The 16,736-nt window shown below is 72.1% G+C and carries 18 protein-coding genes; 10 read left to right on the top strand and 8 right to left on the bottom strand.

Annotation, left to right across the window (positions count from 1 at the left end):
• Positions 1–6 precede the first annotated feature (6 nt).
• The 7 genes from IEY99_RS05610 to IEY99_RS05580 all read left to right on the top strand — a co-directional run bounded on the left by IEY99_RS05610 (position 7) and on the right by IEY99_RS05580 (position 6,880).
• Positions 7–693: a response regulator transcription factor gene (locus IEY99_RS05610; RefSeq protein WP_189199873.1), complete on the top strand. Its 687-nt coding sequence runs from the start codon at positions 7–9 to the stop codon at positions 691–693.
• Positions 690–1,964, top strand: a complete 1,275-nt coding sequence (locus IEY99_RS05605) for a sensor histidine kinase (RefSeq protein ID WP_189199872.1) — start codon at positions 690–692, stop codon at positions 1,962–1,964. Before IEY99_RS05610 ends, IEY99_RS05605 begins: the two co-directional genes overlap by 4 nt.
• An 89-nt stretch (positions 1,965–2,053) precedes the next feature.
• A complete protein-coding gene (locus tag IEY99_RS05600; RefSeq protein ID WP_189199870.1) occupies positions 2,054–2,851 on the top strand; it encodes a lytic polysaccharide monooxygenase in 798 nt (265 codons plus the stop codon).
• Positions 2,848–3,429: a DUF305 domain-containing protein gene (locus IEY99_RS05595; protein WP_373293287.1), complete on the top strand. Its 582-nt coding sequence runs from the start codon at positions 2,848–2,850 to the stop codon at positions 3,427–3,429. Before IEY99_RS05600 ends, IEY99_RS05595 begins: the two co-directional genes overlap by 4 nt.
• Before the next feature lie 78 nt (positions 3,430–3,507).
• Positions 3,508–4,500, top strand: a complete 993-nt coding sequence (locus IEY99_RS05590; protein ID WP_229798140.1) for a methyl-accepting chemotaxis protein — start codon at positions 3,508–3,510, stop codon at positions 4,498–4,500.
• A 138-nt stretch (positions 4,501–4,638) separates the two neighbouring features.
• Positions 4,639–5,886 carry an MFS transporter gene (locus IEY99_RS05585; RefSeq protein ID WP_189199866.1) on the top strand — a complete coding sequence of 416 codons (1,248 nt, stop codon included), beginning with the start codon at positions 4,639–4,641 and terminating at the stop codon, positions 5,884–5,886.
• Between the two features lie 160 nt (positions 5,887–6,046).
• Positions 6,047–6,880 (top strand): phosphoribosylaminoimidazolesuccinocarboxamide synthase, encoded by an 834-nt coding sequence (locus IEY99_RS05580; RefSeq protein WP_189200671.1) that lies wholly within the window; start codon positions 6,047–6,049, stop codon positions 6,878–6,880.
• Here IEY99_RS05580 and IEY99_RS05575 read toward each other — a convergent pair.
• The 4 genes from IEY99_RS05575 to IEY99_RS05560 are packed head-to-tail and all read right to left on the bottom strand — an operon-like array spanning position 6,858 to position 9,018.
• Positions 6,858–7,331, bottom strand: coding sequence for a hypothetical protein (locus tag IEY99_RS05575; RefSeq protein WP_189199865.1), 474 nt, complete (start codon positions 7,329–7,331; stop codon positions 6,858–6,860). The two genes, IEY99_RS05580 and IEY99_RS05575, sit on opposite strands and share 23 nt — an antisense overlap.
• On the bottom strand, positions 7,328–8,461 hold the full coding sequence (locus tag IEY99_RS05570; RefSeq protein ID WP_189199863.1) for an FxsB family cyclophane-forming radical SAM/SPASM peptide maturase: 1,134 nt from the start codon (positions 8,459–8,461) through the stop codon (positions 7,328–7,330). The genes IEY99_RS05575 and IEY99_RS05570 overlap by 4 nt, the downstream gene beginning before the upstream one ends.
• Before the next feature lie 30 nt (positions 8,462–8,491).
• Positions 8,492–8,695, bottom strand: coding sequence for a hypothetical protein (locus IEY99_RS05565; RefSeq protein WP_189199861.1), 204 nt, complete (start codon positions 8,693–8,695; stop codon positions 8,492–8,494).
• Entirely contained in the window at positions 8,692–9,018 is a 327-nt protein-coding gene (locus IEY99_RS05560) for a hypothetical protein (RefSeq protein WP_189199859.1), read from the bottom strand. The genes IEY99_RS05565 and IEY99_RS05560 overlap by 4 nt, the downstream gene beginning before the upstream one ends.
• Before the next feature lie 305 nt (positions 9,019–9,323).
• Between IEY99_RS05560 and IEY99_RS05555 the strand changes: the two genes are divergently transcribed.
• Entirely contained in the window at positions 9,324–10,214 is an 891-nt protein-coding gene (locus IEY99_RS05555; RefSeq protein ID WP_189199857.1) for a Sco1979 family transcriptional regulator, read from the top strand.
• A gap of 68 nt (positions 10,215–10,282) precedes the next feature.
• Here IEY99_RS05555 and IEY99_RS05550 read toward each other — a convergent pair whose 3' ends face one another.
• Positions 10,283–10,519: a DUF397 domain-containing protein gene (locus IEY99_RS05550; protein ID WP_189199855.1), complete on the bottom strand. Its 237-nt coding sequence runs from the start codon at positions 10,517–10,519 to the stop codon at positions 10,283–10,285.
• A gap of 244 nt (positions 10,520–10,763) precedes the next feature.
• Here IEY99_RS05550 and IEY99_RS05545 point away from each other — a divergent pair, with 244 nt between their 5' ends.
• Positions 10,764–10,997 carry a hypothetical protein gene (locus tag IEY99_RS05545; RefSeq protein WP_189199853.1) on the top strand — a complete coding sequence of 78 codons (234 nt, stop codon included), beginning with the start codon at positions 10,764–10,766 and terminating at the stop codon, positions 10,995–10,997.
• Between the two features lie 504 nt (positions 10,998–11,501).
• Here IEY99_RS05545 and IEY99_RS05540 read toward each other — a convergent pair.
• From IEY99_RS05540 to IEY99_RS05530, 3 genes are all read right to left on the bottom strand, one after another.
• Positions 11,502–12,293 (bottom strand): SAM-dependent methyltransferase, encoded by a 792-nt coding sequence (locus tag IEY99_RS05540; RefSeq protein ID WP_268245099.1) that lies wholly within the window; start codon positions 12,291–12,293, stop codon positions 11,502–11,504.
• Between the two features lie 270 nt (positions 12,294–12,563).
• On the bottom strand, positions 12,564–14,168 hold the full coding sequence (locus IEY99_RS05535; RefSeq protein ID WP_189199851.1) for a tetratricopeptide repeat-containing diguanylate cyclase: 1,605 nt from the start codon (positions 14,166–14,168) through the stop codon (positions 12,564–12,566).
• Between the two features lie 183 nt (positions 14,169–14,351).
• A complete protein-coding gene (locus IEY99_RS05530) occupies positions 14,352–15,956 on the bottom strand; it encodes an MDR family MFS transporter (RefSeq protein WP_189199849.1) in 1,605 nt (534 codons plus the stop codon).
• Positions 15,957–16,061: 105 nt separating this feature from the next.
• Here IEY99_RS05530 and IEY99_RS05525 point away from each other — a divergent pair, with 105 nt between their 5' ends.
• Complete coding sequence (locus IEY99_RS05525) at positions 16,062–16,673, top strand: TetR/AcrR family transcriptional regulator (RefSeq protein ID WP_189199847.1); 612 nt, start codon at positions 16,062–16,064, stop codon at positions 16,671–16,673.
• Positions 16,674–16,736: the final 63 nt, after the last annotated feature.

The raw sequence follows: 16,736 nt of genomic DNA, 5'->3' as shown, positions 1-16,736 counted from the left end.
GTGCCCATGGCGTTGATCCTGCTGGTCGAGGACGACCGCAACATCACCGCGGCGCTGACCCGGGCACTGAGCGACGCCGGGCACGTCGTGCGCCCGGTGGGACAGGCCACCGAGGCGCTCAAGATCCTCACCGAGGACCGGCCGGACCTCGTGATCCTCGACCTCGGGCTGCCCGACATCGACGGCACCGACGCGCTGCGGATGATGCGGACCGTCTCCGCGGTGCCGGTCATCGTCGCCACCGCGCGGCGCTCCGAGGCCGACATCATCGCCCTGCTCGGCGCCGGTGCCGACGACTACGTGACGAAGCCGTTCTCCAGCGGGCACATCCTGGCGCGCATCGCCGCCGTGCTCCGGCGTACGCAGGCCGCGGTCGACACCGGACCCAGCGTGATCACCGTCGGGGAGCTGGAGATCGATCCGCGGCAGCGCCGGGCCGAGCTGCGCGGGGAGCCGCTGCAGCTCACCCGCCGCGAGTTCGACGTGCTCACCTACCTGGCCGAGCGGGTCGGGCAGGTGGTCAGCCGGCGCGAGCTGCTGACCGAGGTCTGGAACCAGACGCGGATCGGCGAGGAGCAGACCATCGACGTGCACATCTCCTGGCTGCGGCGCAAGCTCGGGGAGACGGCGGCGGCGCCGCGCTTCCTGCACACCGTACGCGGCGTCGGCGTGATGATGGTCGATCCGCGGTGAGATGGCAGCTGAACCGCCTCGCGCTGGCCATCACCTCGATGGTGGCCCTGGCCTTCCTGGTGCCGCTGATCTACGCCACTCAGAAGATCGCGCACGACCGGGCCATCGGCGACGCCCGGCAGCAGGCGGCGGCGATGGTGGCGGCCCTGGCCGTCGACGCCGATCCCCAGCTGCTGACCAGCGCGGTCGCCAGCACGGTCGCCGGCGGGGCGGGGCGGCTCGCGGTGCACCTGCCCGGCATCGCGCCGGTCGGCACCAGCCACACGACCGGCGCCGAGGTCGCGCAGGCCGGCGAGTACCGGCGGCCGGTCACCGCGGACGCGGCGGGCGGGCTCGTCTATCTGCAGCCCAGCGTGCTCAGCGACGGGCGGGCGGTGGTCATCGAGGTCTTCGTGCCGGAGGAGGACCTGACCGAGGGGGTGTGGCCGGCCTGGCTGGCCCTGGGCGCGCTCGCCCTGGTGCTGGTCGCGGGCTCCGTGCTCTTCGCCGACCGGCTCGCCGGGCGGCTGGTCCGGGCGACCCGCGAGCTCGCCGGCTCCAGCCGCCGCCTCGGCGCCGGCGACCTGACCGCCCGGGTGGAGCCGTCCGGACCGCCCGAGCTGCGCGACGCGGCCACCGCCTTCAACGGGATGGCCGCCGACCTGCGCAGCCTGCTCGACGCCGAGCGCGAGCTCGCCGCCGACCTGTCGCACCGGCTGAGGACCCCGCTGACCGCGCTGCGGCTGGACGCCGAGACCATGCCGCCCGGCCCGGTCGCCGAACGGATGCGGCAGACCTGCGACATGCTCGACGAGGAGCTGGAGGCGATCATCGCGGGCGCCCGGCTCGGCGTCGAGGCCCGTGGCAGTGAGCAGTCCGACCTGGTGGAGGTGCTCGCCGACCGGCTGGCCTTCTGGTCGGCGCTCGCCGAGGACCAGTCCCGGCCGTGGGAGGTGATCGGCGGGGCCCATCCCGTACCCGTGCCGTTGCCGCGCAGCGAGCTGATCCTCGCGGTGGACTCGCTGCTGGGCAACGTCTTCGCGCACACCCCCGAGGGGACCGCGTTCCGGGTGACCGTGTCGCCGGCGGGCCTGCTCGTCGACGACGCCGGGCCGGGCATCGCCGACCCGGAGGCCGCCGTGCGGCGCGGGGTGAGCGGCGCCGGCTCCACGGGCCTCGGCCTGGACATCGTGCGGCGGGTGGCCGAGGCCGCGGGCGGCCGGCTGGAGATCTCGCGGGGCCCGCTGGGCGGGGCGCGGATCGGGATGCGGCTGCCCCCACGGCCTTCATGAGCCTTTCCGGCGTCTTTAAGGCTCCGTTATGGAACGCGTCGTTACGGTCCTCGCCGTAATCAGCTCAGACGACACGTGGGGAGCCCGACATGCGTAGGTCCATTGCATATCCGCTGGTGGCACTGGGAGCGGTGGGGTCGACACTGGCCGTCACCTCGCCGGCGCTCGCGCACGGATACGTCTCCGAGCCGCCGAGCCGCCAGGCGCTGTGCGCCTCGGGTGCGGTGAAGGACTGCGGGCCGATCCAGTTCGAGCCGCAGAGCGTCGAGGGACCCAAGGGCCTGCGTTCCTGCGACGGCGGACTCTCGCAGTTCTCCGTCCTCGCCGACGAGAGCCGCAACTGGCCCGCCAAGGCCGTGGGCAAGACCGTCAGCTTCAGCTGGGTCATGACGGCGCGACACCGCACCAGCAACTGGGAGTATTTCGTCGGTGGCAAGAAGGTCGCCACCGTCGACGGGGGCAACCAGCAGCCGGACGCGGTCGTGACGCACAACGTCGACCTCAGCAACTTCCAGGGCCGGCAGACGGTCCTCGCCGTCTGGAACATCGGCGACACCGGCAACGCCTTCTACAACTGCGTCGACCTGAACGTGGGCGGCGGCGCGTCGGACACGCCGAAGCCGACTCCCACGACGCCGCCGGCCCCGCCGTCCACCACGCCCACGACCCCGCCGACCACCGCGCCCACCACGGGCGCCCCGGCCACCACCGCGCCGACCAGCTCGGCGCCGGGCGGGGCGCAGGGCGCCTGGGCGGCCGGGGTGGCGTACAAGATCGGCGACGAGGTGACGTTCGACGGCAAGAAGTACAAGTGCCGCCAGGCGCACTCCTCGATCCGCAGCTGGGAGCCGTCGGTGTTCACCCAGGCCCTCTGGCTGCCGCTGTGAGGCGCGCCGTCCTCATCCTCTCCGCGGCCCTGCTGCTCGGCGCGTGCGGCACCGCGCCGGACGCCCCGGTGCAGGTGTCCACCGACGCCAAGGCGGTGGTCAAGGCGGAGGGCAAGCACAACGACACCGACGTCATGTACCTGCAGATGATGGTGGCGCACCACGAGCAGGGCCTCGAGATGGTCCGCCTCGCGGCGACGTCCGCGCAGCGCGACGACATCAAGATCCTCGCCCAGGCGGTCGACGCCACCCAGTCGGACGAGGTCGCGCTGATGAAGTCCTGGCTGGCCGACTGGAAGCAGCCGGCCACGGTCGACCACGCGCCCAGCGCGCACGCCGACCACGGCGGCCTGCCGGCCACCAGCGAGAAGGAGATCAAGGCGCTGCGGAAGGCGAAGGGCGAGGCGTTCGAGAAGGCGTTTCTCCACCTGTTCGTCGCGCACCAGCACAACGCCGTCGAGATGGCGCAGCTGGAGCGCAAGGACGGCGTGAACCCCGAGGCCAAGGCCTTCGCCGATCGGGTACGGGACAGCCGTACCGACCAGATCAAGCAGATGCTCACCCTGATGAACGCCTGAGGCGGTCAAGGCTTCCTCAAGGAGGCTCCCGAGATGCCGATCAAAGGGGCCACGTCGGAAACCCTCGGGGGAGTCATCATGGTCGTTGGCGTCGTCGCCGCGCTGGTAGGAATTGTCGTCGGATTCGTGGTCGGTCGCCGGCGGCGCCCCGACCCCATGATCGCAGTGCTCGAGCGGGCGGCTTCGGGTGATCTCACCGTACGGGTGGAGTCGAACGACCTCACCCCCGCCGGTGAGTCCCTGAACCGCCTGCTCGACCGGTTCGCCGAGGTCGTCCGCCTCTCGAACGACACCAACGCCAAGCTGGCCGGGACCACCGACCAGCTCGGCAAGCTGGTCGCGGAGATGGCCGCGGGGGCGCAGAGCTCGGTGCAGGCGTCCACCGACGTGCTGCGCGCCTCGCAGGAGGTCTCCGAGTACATCGCCACGCTGGCCGCCGGCGCTCAGCAGATGGGCGCGAGCATCCAGGAGATCTCCCGCAGCGCCACCGAGGCGGTCACCGTCGCGAACAACGCGATGGAGGCCTCCTCCGACGCCAGCCGCACGATGACCAAGCTCGGCGACTCGTCCGCGCAGATCGGCGACGTGGTCCGGGTGATCACGGCGATCGCGGAGCAGACCAACCTGCTCGCGCTCAACGCCACCATCGAGGCGGCCCGGGCCGGCGAGATGGGCAAGGGCTTCGCCGTGGTCGCCAGCGAGGTCAAGGACCTCGCCCAGGAGACCGCCAAGGCGACCGACTCGATCACCACCCAGGTCGGCACGATCCAGGCCGACACCTCGGGCGTGGTCGACTCGATCACCCAGATCGGCGAGGTCATCGGCAAGGTCAACGGCTACCAGACCACGATCGCTTCCGCGGTCGAGGAGCAGCACGCGACGGCCGACATGATGACCCGCAGCATCTCCGCGGCCGGTGCCCAGGCGGCCCAGATCGCCGAGACGATGACCCGGGTCAACGAGACCCGCGAGCACGCCAGGTACGCCGTCGACCAGGCCGACGAGGTCACCCGCGAGCTGCGTACGGCCGGCACCGAGCTGGCGACGGTCCTCCGCTCGCTCAAGGTGTGAGCGGCAACCGTCCCGGTTGCGGTTGAGGTGTTCCGGATCGATCTCTCGAAGCAGGTCGGAAGCGGTTCCCGATAGGGCGAGTGGCGCCGAGATACGGCGCCACTTTTCCTGTCTGGGGGTGCCGCCACCGTGGCTCCGATGTTCGCACCGCTCCGAGAGCGCAACTACCGGCTCTGGGCCGCCGCCGACCTGGTCTCGGTGGCCGGCACGTGGATGCAGGTGCTGGGGCTCAACTGGCTGGTTCTCTCGGCGACCGGCTCGGCCGCCACCATGGGCGTCGTCGTCATGCTGCAGGCGCTGCCCGTCCTGCTGCTGGGCGGCTGGGGCGGTGCCCTGGCCGACCGCCTCCCGGCCCGGCCGGCGCTGATCGTCTTCCAGGCCGTACGCGCGCTGCTCGCCCTGGCCCTCGTGGCCGAGCCCGGCCGGCTCTGGCCCATCTACGCGGTGGCCCTCGCCTCCGGCATGATCAGCTCGGTCGAGGGCCCCTGCCTGGGCCGCTTCGGCTCGGCCCTGGTGCCGCCGTCGGCGCTGGGCTCCGCGCTGGCGCTGGGCTCCGTGCTCAGCTCGGCCGGTCGCATCCTGGGCATGTCCCTCGGCGGCATCCTGGTCGGCGTCACCGGCGCCGCCTCGCTCTTCGCGATCAACGCGGCCACCTACCTGGTGGTCATCGCGGCGCTCGCCGTCATGCGTACCGGATCGATGCGCGTCCTGGCCGCCTCGCCCCCGGGAGAGGGCGGCGTCCGGGCGGGCCTGCGCTACCTGGCCGGCCAACCGGTCGTGCTGGTGATCCTGGCGCTGTCCTTCGTCCTCGGCTCCCTGGGCCGCAACTACCAGGTCACCATGGCCGCGATGGTGGCCGGCCCGCTGCACGGCGGCTCGGCGTCGTACGGCCTGCTGTCGACGATCTTCGCGGTGGGCGCGGTCGCCGGCGGTCTGCTGCTCGCCGGCAGCGGCCGCTCCACGCTGCGCGTCCTGCTCGCCTCGGGCCTGACGATCAGCCTGCTCCAGCTCTGCGCGGGCCTGGCCCCCAACGTGCTCGGCTTCGCGGCCCTCATCCTCCCGATCGCCGCCGGCGCGGTCATCTTCGACACGGTGATCTCGACCCGCGTCCAGCTCGACACCCGCGAGGACATGCGCGGCCGCATGCTGGCCACCCTCGGCGTGGTCTCCTCCCTCTCCGGCATCGTCGGCGCGCCGATGATCGGCTGGCTGTGCGACGCACTGGGCGCCCGGGGCGCGCTGGTCCTGGCCGGCGTGGTCACCTCGGTGGCGGCGGTCGCGGGCGGGTATGCGCTCGCCCGGCTCAAGGGGCGGTCGGTGTCGGTCCGTACGTTGGTCGCGGCCATGCCGATGATCGGCCGCCGCACGGCCGACCAGCTCGCCTGAGCGACCGGCCCGGCCAGCTCGGACGGGCCCGTCCCGCCGGGACCGCAGCTCCCGGACCGGCTCCTTGCGCCGGTCCGGGTCCATGCGGCCCGGTCCGGGGCGGGCCCGCGGGCGTCGGATACCGTGGGCGCGTTCGGTGGACTCGGTGCTGGGGGAACACGTGGAGCTGTTGCACTCGGGCAAGGTCAGGGACGTCTACGCCGACGGGGACGACATCCTGCTCGTCGCCTCGGATCGCGTCTCCATCTATGACGTGGTGCTGCCCACCGCCATCCCCGACAAGGGCAAGATCCTCACGCAGCTGTCGCTGTGGTGGTTCGAGCAGCTTGCCGACCTTGTGCCGAACCACATCGTGTCGGCGACCGACGTGCCGGCCGAGTGGGCCGGGCGCGCGGTGCGGTGCGAGCGGCTCGAGATGGTCATGGTGGAGTGCATCGCTCGCGGCTATCTGGCCGGCTCCGGGCTCAAGGACTACGGGCGGGACGGCGCCGTGTCGGGTGTGGCGCTGCCGCCCGGGCTGATCGAGGGGTCGCGGCTGCCTGAGCCGATCTTCACGCCGAGCACGAAGGTGGCGCCGGGTGCGGGGCACGACGAGCCCATGACGTACCAGGACGTCGAGCGGGCCGTCGGCGCCGACGTCGCCGCCGAGCTGCGGCGGATCACGCTGGAGGTGTACCGGCGGGGGTCGGAGATCGCGGCGCGGAACGGGATTCTCATCGCGGACACCAAGATCGAGCTCGGGTTCTCGGGCGGCGTGCTGAAGCTCGGGGACGAGCTGCTGACGCCGGACTCGTCGCGGTTCTGGGCGGCCGACGAGTGGCGGCCCGGCGGCACGCAGCGGTATCTCGACAAGCAGTTCCTGCGGGACTGGTCGGCGAAGTCCGACTGGGACCGGACGGCACCGGGACCGGAGATCCCCGCCGACGTCGTCGAGGCCACCCGCAACCGCTACGTCGAGGTGTACGAGCGCCTCACCGGCGACCGCTGGCGCTGAGGTCGTCGACGTCGCGCAGGTGGCGGGCCCACACCCGGTCCAGCGCCGCGTCGGAGGGCGGCCGCACCCGCTGGCCGGAGGCGAAGATGTGGTTCCAGTCGTGCCCCGGCACCTCGTGGCGCAGGTCGTCGAGCGGCAGGCGGTCGGCGACCGGCAGGACGCGGTCCCAGCACACCTCGAGGTAGTGGGTGGCCCGCCTGGGGTCGCCGGTCCAGTGCGGGCCCGGGACGATGATGCCGTCGGTGAGGCGCCCGCTGGCGACGATGCCCCGGCTCGTCCGCTGGCGCAGCAGGTAGACGCGGTCGCCGGGCGCCGTACCCGATCTGCGGGAGCCGGAGCTCCACCGGCCCCGGACCGTCTCGCCCGCGGCCGTGGCCGCTATGTCGGCCCGGTGGTTGGCCGGCGGATATCCGGTGTCGCTTCCGTCCCAGATCAGTACGAACGTGGTCATGGCCGAACACCCCCTGCGAGGTCCGCGGTCGCCCGCCCGGCGGAGCGGGTGGCGAGGTCCGCGGCCACCCGGGCGCCGATGTGGTCGATGAGCCGGCGCAGCTGCGCGCAGTAGACCGACGGGTTGCGGAAGCCGCCGCCCGGCCGCCAGCGATGGGCGTAGTGCCCGCCGCCGCAGATGTCGTGGACCGGGCACGCCAGGCAGGATTCGGCCAGCGCGGCCCGTCCCGACTGGCGCGCGACGATGCCCGGGTGGCGGGCGGCCGCGTCGAGGTCGTGGTCGAAGACGGTGAGGCCGGTGGCCGCCGCGCCCGGGTACGCGGACTTCAGCGAGTCGCCCTGTTCGATCGTGCCGTCGGACTCGATCACCGCGACCCCCACCGGGCTCAGGCCGACCTGGTCGGAGCGGCTCGGGCCGCCGAGCACGAGGCTGATCAGCTCCTCGAAGAGGCGGATGCCGGTCTCCCGCCGCGGGGCGTCGTACCAGCGGTCGAAGACGGCGATCAGCCATTGCGCGTAGCCGGGGCCGGGCGGATTCGCCCAGTTGGCGTGCGGCAGCAGCAGGTCGATCGCGGGCGGGTGGTAGGTCAGCAGGGACTCGTAGACGGCCACCGGGTCGGTCGCGGGATCGATCGTGCAGAGGATTCCCGCGTACGACGGATGCCCGGCGAGCAGTCGCAGCGCCCGGGCGGCGAGCAGGTGACTGCCCCGGCCGTCGCGGTGCCTGCGGTGCCGGTCGTGGTGCTCGGGCGGGCCGTCGAGGCTGACGCCGATGCGCACTCCGTGGGCGCCGAGCGCGGCCAGCATCGGCGCGTCGAGCAGGGCACCGTTGGTCTGCGTGCTGAACCGGGCGCCCGGCACCGCGGCCCGGACGTCGGTGATCAGGGTGACCAGGGCGGACTGTCCGGCCAGCAGCGGTTCGCCGCCGTGCAGGACGATGTCGACGGCCGGCAGATCGTGGGCGCGCGCGTGTGCCGCGATGCGGCGAGCGGCCGCCTGCCATACGGTACGGTCCATCGCTGCGGGTCGGTCACGCCAGCTCTGGTCGGCGAGCTCGTAGACGTAGCAGTAGTCGCAGGCGAGATTGCACCGCTGGTGCACCTTCAGGACGAACTCGCGGAAGGCCTGCACCCGTCAAGTCTGCCCTACCTCGCGAACTGCCTACGGACCCCAGCTTCTGTCGAGGCTGAGCTCGGGTTCGCGGCGGCGGGGCCAGGCGGCCTTGCTGCCGCAGGCGTCGCAGGCGAGCTGCTCGCCGCAGTGTGGACACCAGTCGTTGGTACGGCGCAGATACCAGCCCAGTGCCACCCCGGCGAGCAGGCTGGCGAGTCCCACGAGCGCGGAGAGGGTTATCGCCCCGGTCATCGGGGCGGGCCGCTCGGCACGGTCGCGCCGTCTCCGCTGGGGCGGGGGCGGCGGTGGGCGAGGGCGTTCTCCTGGCGGTTGTCCAGGGCGGGATCCGCGTCGGCGCGGTACGTCACGTACGAGGCGGTGAAGGTGTCCACGCCGGTCCCGACGTGGGTGCCCGGCCGGTAGGTGACGGTGACCGCCAGCGGCGACGCGGCCTCGATGACGCCCGCGCGCCACCCGTCGCGGTAGACCCAGACCGGGTCGGCCTTGTGGTAGCTGTCGGCGGGGGCCACGTCCGCCGGGTCTCGGTGCGGTGGCGCGATGGTCGGAGTCGACATCGAGAGCCTCCTGGGTCCCGGAAATGACTCGATCGTCGGGGCGTCCCTCGGCGTCGCCCTGCCCCTGACAGTCGAAAAGGACATACTTTTCAACACGCTGTGTCAGCGGCGAAGCGACCGCCTGTCAGATATCATGCTCGGGATCAAGTGCGTTCGCAAGGCCGAATGCACGTGCATCCGCAACGTGCGTCTCGGCCCGCGGGGCCGAACGTGCGGTTTTCGGCGCGGCGACCTCGCCCGTAGGATGCGCATGGCGATGAATCTGCAACTTGCAGATTTCCGGAACGAATCGGGACAGGAGTGACGTGAGCACGGGTTCGCAGGAGGAGGCGCCGAACAGCGGCCCCACCGTGCTGCGCATCTTGCTCGGCGCCCAGCTCCGCCGGCTCCGCGAGACCAAGGGCATCACCCGCGAGGACGCCGGCTACGAGATCCGCGCTTCCGGCTCGAAGATCAGCCGCATGGAGCTCGGCCGGGTGAGCTTCAAGGAGCGCGACGTCGCCGACCTGCTCAGCCTCTACGGCGTGGACGACCCCGCGGAGCGCGAGGCGCTGCTCGGCCTGGCCCGGCAGGCGAACAACCCCGGCTGGTGGCACCACTACGGGGACATCATGCCGTCGTGGTTCCAGTCGTACCTCGGCCTCGAGGCGGCCGCGACGCTGATCCGGACGTACGAGATCCAGTTCGTCCCGGGCCTGCTCCAGACGCCGGAGTACGCACGAGCCGTGATCATGCTCGGGCACGCGGGCGCCACGCCCGCCGAGATCGACCGCCGGGTGGAGCTGCGCCGCCAGCGCCAGCAGGTGCTCGACCGCGCCGACCCGCCGCAGCTGTGGGCGGTCATCGACGAGGCGGTGCTGCGCCGGCCGATCGGCGGGGTGGACGTCATGCGCGGGCAGATCGAGGCGCTCATCGAGGCGTCGAAGCGGCCCAACGTACGGCTGCAGATCATCCCGTTCCACGCGGGCGGGCACGCCGCGGCGGGCGGACCGTTCGCGATCCTGCGGTTCCCGGAGCCGGAGCTGCCCGACGTGGTCTTCGTCGAGCAGCTCACCAGCGCCATCTACCTGGACAAGCGGGACGACGTCGACCACTACGCGATCGCCATGGAGCGCGTGTGCATCGACGCCGAGCCGCCGAACCACACCCCGGACATCCTCGGCAAGCTGTTGCACGAGGTCGGCCGGCTCGGCTGAGCTGCGGGTCCGGTTCTTCACTCTGTGTAGCTAGTTCTTCCGGGCGTCACCCGGAAGGCGGAAACGATTCACCCGAGCAGGTGGTCGAAGTCTCCGTCGCGGACGCCGCCGAGGAACGCCTCGATCTCGGCCGGCGTGTAGATGAGGGCGGGGCCCTCGGGGTCGCGGGAGTTTCGCATCGCGATGCTCCCGTCCGGCAGCGTGGCGCACTCCACGCAGTTGCCGCTGGGGTTGCTGCGGCCGCTCTTTCGCCAGGTCACGCCCTGCAGCTGCCCGGCGGGCATACCGTTGAAAATGCGCGTCATTGTCCTGCTCCCTAACGGTGAGACCGGTACGGGACCGGCAGTGTGTGTCACGCCGGCTACCTGCTGTGCAGATGCACGTGCATTCGGCCTTGCGTTCTCACGTGATTGTGAGCATGATAACGCACGTACCCCACAGCAGTTCGGGTTACGGAGGGTGACACCTACGGGGCCGGTGGCGGAAATGCCGTCAGGGCCCACGGCGCAAGGCTCTCTGGCGGGAGCGTCCGAGCGGGAGGGAAATCCCATGGCGGTACCGAACATCGGCCCCGAGCCCTTCGACCCCGTCGACCCGGACGGCGCGGACCTCCCGCGCCGTGGCAATCCGGCCCTCGTCTACCGCGACGAACGGCCCCCGGACTGCATGGCGGCCGCGACGACACGAGCCACGACGGTGAGCCACCGGTTCGGCGGGGTCCGCTACGCGCTGATCCGCAGGGACGGGAGCCCGCCGTCCGGCCCCGGCGACGACTCCCGCTGATCCGCGGCGGCAGTTCACCACGTCATATGGATAGAGCGGGCTTTGCCGCCCCGCTCGTCGCGCGCTCCGATGCGGGGCGCGCTGCCCGGATCCCGGCCGGGCGGTCCGGTCCCCCCGTGCTGGATCGCTCGGCCGGCCGGATGTCTCCGCGGCCCGCGCCGAACTGTTCCACCTGAAGCGGCCGGTCTGGGCAATGGGGAGCGACGGCCACAGCCGGCCCATGCCCGGCAAAGATGGTCTGGCCACAGGGAGTGTGTCGAGTCTTCAAGGGACTCGGGCGCCAGCCGCACGCGGGCTGGCGCAAACGCCCCGGCATCCGAACCGAACCGGATCGGATGGCACCGGCGATGAATTCCGGCGTTGGGCGGGAAGTGTTGCCCCCGGGGCCCGGCCGTGAACGCGAGGTGCCCGGAGCATGAGCGGGTGCTGCCCCGGGCCGGCCGGAAGCGGAAGCCGGTCGCCCCCGCGGCCGGAGCGGCGGGGGCCGGCGAAGTGTCGGACTTGTCAGGGCTTGCGGGCCACGCCCGCCCAGTAGTAGGCCGCCTCAGGGTTCTCCACCGGGCTGTCGGGCCGCCATCCCGACACCGGCACCAGGCCCGGCTCCAGCAGCTCCCAGTCGCCGAAGAAGCGGGCGACCTGCTCCTTCGTGCGGGGCACGAGCGTCATGCCCGCGCCCGTCGCGGCCGCCACCGCCTGGTCGACCTCGGCCGGGTTGAAGTCGGCGGTCGGGTGGGTGAGGGCCAGAATGCTGCCCGACGGCATGGCGTCGCGGAGCTGCGCCACCAGCGACCACGGGTCGTCCTCGTCCGCCAGCAGCATCAGGATGGCGATCAGGGTGAGGCCCACCGGCCGGGTCAGGTCGAGGGTCTCCAGCAGGACCGGGTCGGTGAGGATGTCCTGCGGCTGGTGGATGTCCGCCGAGATGTACTCGGAGCGGCCCTCCTCGCTGCTGATCATCAGGGCCCGGGCGTGGACCAGCACGATCGGGTCGTTGTCCACGTAGACCACCCGGGTCTCCGGGGCGATCTGCTGGGCGATCTCGTGCAGGTTGGGCCGGGTCGGAATGCCGGTGCCGATGTCGAGGAACTGCCGGATGCCTTCCTTGGCGACCAGGTCGCGGGCCGCGCGGTGGACGAACTTGCGGTTCTCGCCGGCCATGTAGCGCATGCCGGGGATGGCCTTCATCATCGCCTCGCCGACCGCCCGGTCGACCGCGAAGTTGTCCTTGCCGCCCAGCCAGTAGTCGTAGATGCGGGCCGAGTGCGGCACGTTGGGGTTGACCCCCGGCGGCGCCACCTCGGCCGGTGTCGGTGCCTCGCCGTCCTGCGTCACGTCGACCGCCTCCTGATCAGGCCACCCCTGGCCGGTCTTCCGGCCGTTGCGGGGCCGGACCGATCCCGGCCACGGTAGGGCCGGGGGATCCCGGCCACGGCAGGGCCGGGGGGATCCCGTCCGCGGGACGAGATCCGCAATGGTCAGCCTAGCGCCAGGAGCCGATCGAATTCAGCCCTGTCGCTCGAAGGGACGTGCATCGGGAAGGGGATTGTCACGCAGCGCAGTGGACCGTCAGGCGGCCGTGGCACTGTCGCGGTAGGACCTGGTGCGGGCGTCGCGCGGCTTGCCCGACACGACCCGGTCGCGTCCGGCGTGCTTGGCGACGTACAGGTTGCGGTCCGCTGTGGACAGCAGGGCCGCCTGGGTGGGCACCGCGGGGTCGCCCAGGCCGGCGACGCCGATGCTGACCGTGACGGGCAGGCCGTCGGTGAGGGCGGTCCAGTCGTACGCCCGGATCGTGTGCCGGACGGCGTCGAGATGGACCGTGGCGCGCGGTGCGGTGAAGCCGGGCATGGCGATGAGGAACTCCTCGCCGCCCATCCGGGCGACGAAGCCGTCCGGGGCGACCGCGGCCAGCTCGGTCTCCAGCAGCTTGGCGACCTGGATGAGCACCTGGTCGCCGACGTCGTGGGACAGCTGGTCGTTCACCCGCTTGAAGTGGTCCAGGTCGACGATCGCCACGGTCAGGTCGCCGCCGGCGTTCACCAGCGCCGGCAGCTGCTCGTCGAGGTACCGGCGGTTGTGCAGGCCGGTCAGCGGGTCGCGCCGGGCCTGCTCGCGGAAGTGCTCCGCTTCCTGCCGGGCCTCGGTCGTCTCGAACATCGCCTGCCGGGTGCGGGCCTGTGCCTCACGCTGCGACGAGTGCAGCGCGTTGTGGGCGGCGAAGAAGATCTTGTGTACGGCGAAGGCCTCGGCGAACTCCCCGCGCGCGGCGTGCAGCTCGGCCTGTTCCTGGTGCACCCGCACGAGGACGTCGCCGAGACCGCGCTCGACGCAGAGCGTGCGCGACTCGTCCAGGCTCACCTGGGCGCGCGCGGTGGCGCCCAGGAAACGCTGGGCGCGCGCGAGGGTGAGCATGAACTCGGGAAGCGCGTCGGCGTCCTCGAAGCCGCCCTGGTGGTAGCGGCGTACGGCCTCGCGCAGCGTCTCCTCGGCCTCCGCGTACCTGCCGTTCTCGATCTCGATGGCGCCGATGGTGTCGAGGGTCGCCGGGTCCAGGGTGAAGCCGTGCTGGTCGGCGACGTCCTTCAGCCGCCGCGCGACGGCACCCGCGCGGGCGTGCTCGCCGGCGGCCCACTCGGTGTAGGCGTAGTTGTTGAGCAGGCCCATGTGCAGGTTGGGCAGGTCGTACTCGATCGCGAGTTCCTCGGCCTGGGCGTAGCGCAGCCGGGCGGCCTCGATGGAGCCGGAGGCGCCGAGGGCGTCGGCGAGCTTCGCGCGGTGCCAGACCTGCATGTGCAGGGTGGCCGTCTCGTCGAGCAGCTCGACGGCGAGCACCGAGTGCTCCAGCGACTGGGCGGCGTCGCCGAGGTAGCGGTGGACGTTGGCCCAGACCACGTGCGTACGGGCCTGCACGGTGTGGTCGCCGTGCTCGGTGGCCCACTGGTGGATCTTCCAGATGCGCCGGGCGGCGCCGGCGACCTCGCCCTTGCGCATGAGCATGTTCGCCTGCACGAGGCGGGCCCGCATGACCAGCCGGTCGTCGTCGAGGCGGGCCGCCTCCTGCTCGATCGCGGTCGCGGCGTCGTACGTGGCGTCGGCGTCCCAGCGGTATTGATCCTCGAGCTCGGTCAGGGCGGCCGAGAGTCGTTCGGCGTCGCGAACGCGCGCTTCCATCGAGCTCACCCCTTCCTCTTCCCCGCAGTCATCGACACCGTCCGGCCTTACTCAAGGACAAATGCGCTCCGTTCCCGAAGGTTAGCGGTGAGTGAACATCCGAGCCCAGCCTCGCGCGCGGGGATCGCGCTCGCCGCCGTCGGAGATCGCACAGCCTGTACGTCGCCGGGGCGCCGGTCGTCCTTACTTGCGGACCGGTCCCGGGGTCGGCCGGGCGGAGGCGGCCTGGGCGGCGCGTGCCGCCTTGGCCAGGTCGACCGTCGAGCGCAGGGTGATCCGCTCGAGCAGCAGTGCCGCGACGACGCCCACCACCGCGATGGCCGCCGCGAGCAGGAAGACGTGGCCGGTGGCGTCGCCGTACGCCGCCCGGACGACGTGCTGGACCGTGCCCGGCAGCTCGGCCAGGTTGAGGCTGCTGGTCCGCTCCCCGCCGCCCGCGCCGGCCGGCACGCCCGCGGCCGCCAGCTCGGAGGTGATCGAGCCGGTGACCCGGTGGGCGAGCACCGCGCCGAGCACCGAGACGCCGATCGTGCCGCCGAGGGAGCGGAAGAACGCCACCGTGGCGCTGGCCGCCCCGATGTCCTTGAGCGCCACGGAGTTCTGCACCGCCAGCACCAGGTTCTGCATCGACATGCCGACGCCGATGCCGACCAGGGCCATGCCGGTGCCGATGTACGGCAACGGGGTCAGGTGGTCCATCGTCGACAGCATGGCGAAGCCCGCCACCATCAGGACCGTGCCCGCCACGATGAACGGCTTGACCCGCCCGCTGCGGGTGATCAGCCGTCCGGAGATCGTCGACGAGACCAGCACGCCCGCCATCAGGGGGATGGTCAGCAGTCCGGCCTCGGTCGGGCTGTAGCCGCGGCCGACCTGGAAGTACTGGCCCAGAAACACGGAGCCGCCGTAGATCGCCATGCCGACGGCGAGGCTCGCGAGGATGGCCAGCGTCGTGGTGCGCTGCGTGACGATCTTCAGCGGGACCACCGGCTCGGCGGCGCGGGACTCGACCCGTACGGCGAGGGCGAGCAGCGCGAGGCCCGCGACGACCATGGCCGAGGTCTGCCAGGACGCCCAGCCGAAGGAGTGGTCGACGAACGACACCCAGATCAGCAGGATGCTGACGCCGGCCGCGATCAGCGTGGCGCCGGCGTAGTCGATCCTCACGTTCTCCCGGCGCAGGACCGGCAGGTGCAGGGTGCGCTGGAGCACGACCAGGGCGACCACGGCGATCGGGGCGCCGATGAAGAAGCACCAGCGCCAGCCGAGCCAGGGTGTGTCGACGATGAGCCCGCCGATCAGCGGTCCGCCCACCGTGGCCAGGGCCAGCACGCCACCGAGGTAGCCGTTGTACCGGCCGCGCTCCCGCGGCGCGATCATCGCGGCGATGGTGACCTGCACGAGCGCCTGGACGCCACCCATGCCGATGCCCTGGAACGCGCGGGCGGCGATGAGCTGGCCGGCGCTCTGGGCGAAGCCGGCGACGATCGAGCCCAGGACGAACACCACGATGGCGAGTTGCAGCAGCATCTTCTTGCGGTAGAGGTCGGCCAGCTTGCCCCAGATCGGCGTGGTGGCGGTCGCGGTGAGCAGCGTGGCGGTCACGACCCACGTGTACTGCGTCTGGCTGCCGTTCAGCGCTCCCATGATCTTCGGCAGGGCGGTGGCGACCACCGTGGCGCTGGACATCGCGACGAACAGCACGAGAAGCAGGCCGCTCAGCGCCTTCATGATCTCGCGGTGGCTCATCGCGGGCGGTGCGGGGCGCGGGGTGGTGGGTGCGCTCATCGTGCGGCCTCCAGCGATCGGCGGGAAGGATGCCGCGTACCACTCTTCACATTACTTGCCCAGTGCGCAAGATTTCCCAGTGGGAAAGTATGTAGGGTCGACGACATGACCTCCGACGTCGGCGTACCCGAACCCGGTCTGCGGGAGCGCAAGAAGGCAGCGACTCGGCAGGCGCTGCACGAGGCCGCGGTGCGGCTCGCGATCGCGCACGGTGCGGACCGGATCACCGTCGAGGCCGTGGCGGACGAGGCGGGCGTCTCCCGGCGGACGTTCTCCAACTACTTCGCCAACAAGGAGGAGGCCCTGCTGCACGGCACCCGGCAGCGGATGAGCGCACTGGTCGGCATCGTGCGCTCGCGCCCGGCCGGCGAGGGGCCGTGGACCGCGCTGACCCGGGCGGCGCGGCAGTTCTACGAGCAGTTCGGCGAGCTGGACCCGCAGTGGGCGGCGCAGACCCGGCTGCTGCGCACCCAGCCGGCGCTGGCCGCGCAGCAGGCGAGCACCTTCGCCGCGCTGGAACGCGAGCTGGCCGCGGCGGTGGCGGCGCGCGGCACGGAGCCGGACCCCAGCGGGGTCCGGGACCGGTTGATGGCCGCCACCTTCATGACGGCGATGCGGGTCTCGCTGCACGCCTGGCTGGAGGCGCCGGACGAGATCTCCCTGCCGGAGCTGGTGCAGCACTGCCTGGCGGCGGCCGGTCGCGGCTTCGCGCGCTGACCCGGGCGACGGCGACAACGGAAAGCAGCGCGGCGCCGGGAGGCGACTTCCCGGCGCCGCGCT

This window comes from Couchioplanes azureus (assembly GCF_014648355.1).
GTDB lineage: Bacteria > Actinomycetota > Actinomycetes > Mycobacteriales > Micromonosporaceae > Actinoplanes > Actinoplanes azureus.
This window is presented reverse-complemented; position numbering and strand designations above follow the sequence as displayed.

Excerpts from the sequence above, each read along its gene's own strand:
- IEY99_RS05610 (WP_189199873.1), top strand. The coding sequence starts at position 7 with ATGGCGTTGATCCTGCTGGTCGAGGACGACCGCAACATCACCGCGGCG.
- IEY99_RS05600 (WP_189199870.1), top strand. The coding sequence starts at position 2,054 with ATGCGTAGGTCCATTGCATATCCGCTGGTGGCACTGGGAGCGGTGGGG.
- IEY99_RS05590 (WP_229798140.1), top strand. The coding sequence starts at position 3,508 with ATGGTCGTTGGCGTCGTCGCCGCGCTGGTAGGAATTGTCGTCGGATTC.
- IEY99_RS05585 (WP_189199866.1), top strand. The coding sequence starts at position 4,639 with ATGTTCGCACCGCTCCGAGAGCGCAACTACCGGCTCTGGGCCGCCGCC.
- IEY99_RS05575 (WP_189199865.1), bottom strand. The coding sequence starts at position 7,331 with ATGACCACGTTCGTACTGATCTGGGACGGAAGCGACACCGGATATCCG.
- IEY99_RS05565 (WP_189199861.1), bottom strand. The coding sequence starts at position 8,695 with ATGACCGGGGCGATAACCCTCTCCGCGCTCGTGGGACTCGCCAGCCTG.
- IEY99_RS05560 (WP_189199859.1), bottom strand. The coding sequence starts at position 9,018 with ATGTCGACTCCGACCATCGCGCCACCGCACCGAGACCCGGCGGACGTG.
- IEY99_RS05550 (WP_189199855.1), bottom strand. The coding sequence starts at position 10,519 with ATGACGCGCATTTTCAACGGTATGCCCGCCGGGCAGCTGCAGGGCGTG.
- IEY99_RS05545 (WP_189199853.1), top strand. The coding sequence starts at position 10,764 with ATGGCGGTACCGAACATCGGCCCCGAGCCCTTCGACCCCGTCGACCCG.
- IEY99_RS05535 (WP_189199851.1), bottom strand. The coding sequence starts at position 14,168 with ATGGAAGCGCGCGTTCGCGACGCCGAACGACTCTCGGCCGCCCTGACC.
- IEY99_RS05530 (WP_189199849.1), bottom strand. The coding sequence starts at position 15,956 with ATGAGCGCACCCACCACCCCGCGCCCCGCACCGCCCGCGATGAGCCAC.
- IEY99_RS05525 (WP_189199847.1), top strand. The coding sequence starts at position 16,062 with ATGACCTCCGACGTCGGCGTACCCGAACCCGGTCTGCGGGAGCGCAAG.